The organism is Corynebacterium sp., assembly GCF_012837295.1.
Taxonomy (GTDB): Bacteria; Actinomycetota; Actinomycetes; order Mycobacteriales; family Mycobacteriaceae; genus Corynebacterium.
In genome coordinates this window covers 1-4,061 of record NZ_DURI01000020.1, presented here as the reverse complement: position 1 = coordinate 4,061, position 4,061 = coordinate 1, and the positions used below count along the sequence as shown (strand labels likewise).

Below are 4,061 nucleotides of genomic sequence, written 5' to 3'. Positions count from 1 at the left end.
CCGGCACGGTCAACGGCGTCGCCGACACCGGCTCCGGCATCGTCGTTTCCGTCGTCGAGGGTGGCTTCACCGCCGATGAGGAAAGCGGCCCGGCGGAGTGCAACTACACCCCGTCCGCGACCTACACGGTCGTCCAGTAGCGCTTTTCCGCTCCACGGAAACCCGCCCCGGCCACACGGCCGCAGGGCGGGTTTCCGCGTTTTCGGGGTACCCCCCGAAAGTTGGGAGCTCGTCGCGTCGGCTGGATTTTCATACCCCGTGGGGTATAGTGTCATCGTCGAGGCGCCCCGGGCGGGCCCTGCCCCGGTCTGCCTGCGCACACCACGGCCCCGGTGCCGGCCCCGGCGCCACCCGAGACTTCCTCTTCCTTACTTCCCCATCTTCGCTTCCCCATCTTCGCTTCACCCTCTTCACTTCCCCATCTTCAAGGAGACGACCATGTGCTACCCCGTCGAGTGCCCGAAGTGCCACAAGACCACGTGGGGAGGCTGCGGCATGCACGTCGACCAGGTCATGGCCACCGTGCCGAAGGAACGCCAGTGCACCTGCCAGGCGCAGCAGCCCAAGAAGTCGGGCTTCATGGGCCTGTTCGGCTAGTCCGGCCACCACGGTTCCGCGCAGCACCGTGCGGCACCGTGGGCACCACTCGACCACGAGCCCGGCGCATGAGGTGCAGCACGCCGCCGGATCACGCAACTGCGGCCCCGCCCCGCACTAGAGTCGGGGCCATGGCAGATCTGCACGTGCCGAAGCTCGAGACCTTCGACATCGCCGCGTCCGCGAACGTCGACCCGAAGGGGTACGTCCGCGACGTCGACGTCTTCGAGGTCCATCCCCACGGCCTGTACATGGCCCGGGGCGCCGACCATCCGCAGTTCGGCCACCTCGAATCGTGGCTGCTGCCCTCGCTGGGGCTGCGGGCCAACATCTTCCACTTCCGACCCGGCGTCGAGGCAACGAGCCGCCGCTACCTCGACGTCGCCGAAGTGACGCACGACGAATCCGGCGTGTGGCGCACCCGCGATCTGTACCTGGATCTGCTCGTGCTCGACGGTGCGGCCCGCGTCGACGACGCCGATGAGCTCGCCGCCGCGATCGCGGCCGGAATCGTCGACGCCGACGCCGGCGCGTGGGCCATCGACCGCGCCTTCGACGCCCTGGCCGGCATCACCGCCCACGACGGCGACGTCGACGCGTGGCTGGCCGCGGCCGGTTGCCCGGTGACCTGGGCGGACGCCGTCACTCTCGCAGTTCCGGATCAGCCGCACCCGAAGCGGGTGGCCATCGGCGCGGGCCCCGGCGACGAGGCGGTGTGAACCCCGGCTGCGGGGCCGGACCGAGGGCGCGTTAGCGTCGTCAAGCGAGAACCTACCAACCCACCGGAAAGCGGGAACCATGACGGCCATCATCGACGCGGTGCGCGCGCACCTGTGCGGCTATTTCGAGGAAAGCGCGCCCGGCGAGGCGAAGCTGACGTTCCTCGGCGCCGACCCCCTCACCGTCCTGCGCTTCGGGCCCGACCGCGACGGACTGGTGACGTACGCGACCCTCGGGTGCTCGCGCTCGCCGATGCAGGACCCGACCGCGATGGTCATGGACCCGAACGAGGGCCCGCGCGCGGAGCTGGTGCTGCCCGTCGCCGGCGGCCTCGACGCCGTGACGCGGCCGCTGGCCATGCTCGCCGCCTCCCCCGGCGTCGAAGGGCTGGTGCTCCAAGATGGGGCGCTGCTCGATTTCGGGCAGCCGCTGTGGCCGGACGCGCGCTTCACGGGGTTCATCCTCGTCGACGCCGACGTGCCCGACGTGACCGTCGATGCGGCCGCCGACACGGCCGCCGAGCCGATCACCGTGGCCATGCTCCAGCCGGTGCCCGCGACGCCCAACGAATTCGCGCTCGCGCGGGCGAAGGGCGTGCCGGAACTGCGCGCGCTGTGGCGCGACAAGGGCACCGTGCTCGCCGACCCCCACCGGGCGAGCGTGGTGTAGCGGGCGCCGGGGCGTCGTCAAGCAACCGCCCTGGCCCGAGCCTTCCCGCCTAGGTCAGGCGGAGGAAGAGCTCCTCGATCTCGTCGGGGCTCAGCCCGCCGTTGTCCGTGCCGTTGAGGCAGCCGCGCATGGACGACGACACCAGCTTGAAGCCGGCGCGGTCCAGCGCCTTCGACACCGCCGCGAGCTGGGTCACCACATCGCGGCAGTGCCGGTCCTCCTCCATCATCGCGATGACGCCGGCCAGCTGCCCGTGGGCGCGCTTGAGCCGATTGATGATGGCCCGACGCTGCACGTCGGGATCGAACCCCGGATCCGTTTCCGTGGTCGGAGCGAGCGACTCTGCAGTCACCGGACACCCCTGTCTGATCGTCGAACGATCCTTCCGGGCGCAGGACCGGAGCCACGATCCGGGCCGCACTGCTTGTCGACGACCCGGCCGCGGCACTGAGGCTGCGGTCGAGTGGGCGTTCTGGCGAGCATGCGACGGGGATTCGGCGGACAACCGGAACCTGCGCGGTACCTTCACATACCCCGCACCGTACCCCATCACATGAGGTTTTGAACAGATCTGTCTGAACGTACGCTCATAATCGCAGGTAAGAAGGTAATGACGTTAAGGCAGGTACGGCCGGATTGATACATTGATGGGCATGAAACCGAGCGCCGATCCGACGTCCCATCGCAGCACCCCGTTCCATGCCGCGCAAGCAAGCCGGCTCTGGCGAATCGCCGTCGCGGTGTACCTGCCCGCGCTCGCGCTGACCGTGGCCACCGCGATGCTGAACTGGGACCGGATGGTCGAGGCCGCGATGTCCGGCACCACCGGGACGATCGTGCCCACCGAGTCGCAGGCGCAGACGTCGATCCTGATCAGCGTCGGTTTCGCGACCATCATGCAGGCGCTGGTGGCGTTCGCGTGCTGGTACCTGGCGGGCAAGTTGCTGCGCGGCAGCGTCGCCGCCCGGATGATCCTCGGCGTGGCGGCGATCGTCTTCGTGATCAACGCCGTGCTGTCGCTCATCGCCATGGCCACCGGCGCCAACGAGGCCGGCGCGGGCAACGGCGCGGCCGAGTTCATCGACAGCGCCGTCACCGTGCTCATCGCCGCCGCCTCCGCCATCGCCGCGTGGGCGACCGTGCAGGCCTACCGCGGCGCCGACAACCGCGACTTTTTCACGACGACCTAATGCCCGCCCCTGTCCCCACCGCGCCGCGACTGTGGTTCTTCGCGGTGCTGCTGGTCATCGGCATGTTTTCGCTGGAGTTCGGTTCGGCGTTCGCGGCGATGGCGATCGATTCGGCGTCGGCGGGCGTCGTCGTCACGCTGCGCATGGGCATCGCGGGGCTGATCCTCATGGCCCTGCTGCGCCCGCGGTTGCGCGGGCTGTCGGGGTCGGATTGGGCGTGGCTCGGCGGCCTCGCCGCGACGATGGGCCTGATGAACCTGTTCTTCTACCTCTCCATCGACCGCATCCCGCTCGGGGCGGCGGTGACGTTCGAGCTCGTGGGGCCGTTGCTCCTCGCGGCCGTCCGCGCGCGCACTCCCCGGTCCGTGCTGTTCACGGCGCTCGCGTTCGGTGGCGTGGTGATGCTCGGATGGTCGGGGCTGCGCGACCTCACCGTCGTCGGCGTCGCGTGCGCGCTCATCGCCGGCGCGTTCTGGGCCGGCTACATCCTGACCACCGAGGGCACCGGCCGCCGCTTCACCGGCCAGACCGGCCTGGCCCTGGCGCTGACCGTCGGCGGCCTGTCGCTTGCACCGATCGGTCTGGTCACGGCCCCGTCCGCGTTCCTCGACCCGTGGGTGCTCGGGCTGGGCCTGGTGGTCGCCGTGATGTCGAGCATCATCCCCTACGGCATCGACATGGCGGCCCTGCGCGTGTTGCCCGCCGGCCTCTTCGCGACGCTGACCGCCCTCGCCCCGGCCACCGCCGCCATCGCGGGCGTGGCGATCCTCGGACAGCACCTTTCCCCGCTCAGCTGGGCGGGTCTCGTGGTCGTCGTCGCCGCCGCCGGGATGGCTCTGCGGGAGTCCGCGGTCGCCGCGTGACGACGGGTGACCCACCTCGGGG

The 4,061-nt window shown here is 70.3% G+C and carries 6 protein-coding genes; 5 read left to right on the top strand and 1 reads right to left on the bottom strand.

All coding sequences use genetic code 11. The annotated features are described in order from the left end of the window. Window positions 1–438: 438 nt before the first annotated feature. The 3 genes from GX015_RS00625 to GX015_RS00615 all read left to right on the top strand — a co-directional run bounded on the left by GX015_RS00625 (window position 439) and on the right by GX015_RS00615 (window position 1,986). Window positions 439–597: a hypothetical protein gene (locus GX015_RS00625; RefSeq protein ID WP_291342007.1), complete on the top strand. Its 159-nt coding sequence runs from the start codon at window positions 439–441 to the stop codon at window positions 595–597. A gap of 131 nt (window positions 598–728) precedes the next feature. After that, window positions 729–1,316: a DUF402 domain-containing protein gene (locus tag GX015_RS00620; RefSeq protein WP_291342005.1), complete on the top strand. Its 588-nt coding sequence runs from the start codon at window positions 729–731 to the stop codon at window positions 1,314–1,316. Window positions 1,317–1,395: 79 nt separating this feature from the next. Continuing rightward, on the top strand, window positions 1,396–1,986 hold the full coding sequence (locus GX015_RS00615) for a suppressor of fused domain protein (RefSeq protein ID WP_291342004.1): 591 nt from the start codon (window positions 1,396–1,398) through the stop codon (window positions 1,984–1,986). Between the two features lie 49 nt (window positions 1,987–2,035). On the opposite strand, the gene GX015_RS00610 is transcribed toward GX015_RS00615, so the two are convergent. Further along, window positions 2,036–2,281, bottom strand: a complete 246-nt coding sequence (locus tag GX015_RS00610) for a metal-sensitive transcriptional regulator (RefSeq protein ID WP_291342009.1) — start codon at window positions 2,279–2,281, stop codon at window positions 2,036–2,038. A 358-nt stretch (window positions 2,282–2,639) separates the two neighbouring features. Between GX015_RS00610 and GX015_RS00605 the strand changes: the two genes are divergently transcribed. Together GX015_RS00605 and GX015_RS00600 are read left to right on the top strand one after the other, a co-directional pair. Continuing rightward, window positions 2,640–3,176, top strand: a complete 537-nt coding sequence (locus GX015_RS00605; RefSeq protein WP_291342003.1) for a hypothetical protein — start codon at window positions 2,640–2,642, stop codon at window positions 3,174–3,176. After that, entirely contained in the window at window positions 3,176–4,039 is an 864-nt protein-coding gene (locus GX015_RS00600) for an EamA family transporter (RefSeq protein WP_291342002.1), read from the top strand. The genes GX015_RS00605 and GX015_RS00600 overlap by 1 nt, the downstream gene beginning before the upstream one ends. Window positions 4,040–4,061: the final 22 nt, after the last annotated feature.

Coding starts and splice junctions, on each gene's coding strand:
- GX015_RS00605 (WP_291342003.1), top strand. CDS start 2,640: ATGAAACCGAGCGCCGATCCGACGTCCCATCGCAGCACCCCGTTCCAT.
- GX015_RS00620 (WP_291342005.1), top strand. CDS start 729: ATGGCAGATCTGCACGTGCCGAAGCTCGAGACCTTCGACATCGCCGCG.
- GX015_RS00615 (WP_291342004.1), top strand. CDS start 1,396: ATGACGGCCATCATCGACGCGGTGCGCGCGCACCTGTGCGGCTATTTC.
- GX015_RS00625 (WP_291342007.1), top strand. CDS start 439: ATGTGCTACCCCGTCGAGTGCCCGAAGTGCCACAAGACCACGTGGGGA.
- GX015_RS00600 (WP_291342002.1), top strand. CDS start 3,176: ATGCCCGCCCCTGTCCCCACCGCGCCGCGACTGTGGTTCTTCGCGGTG.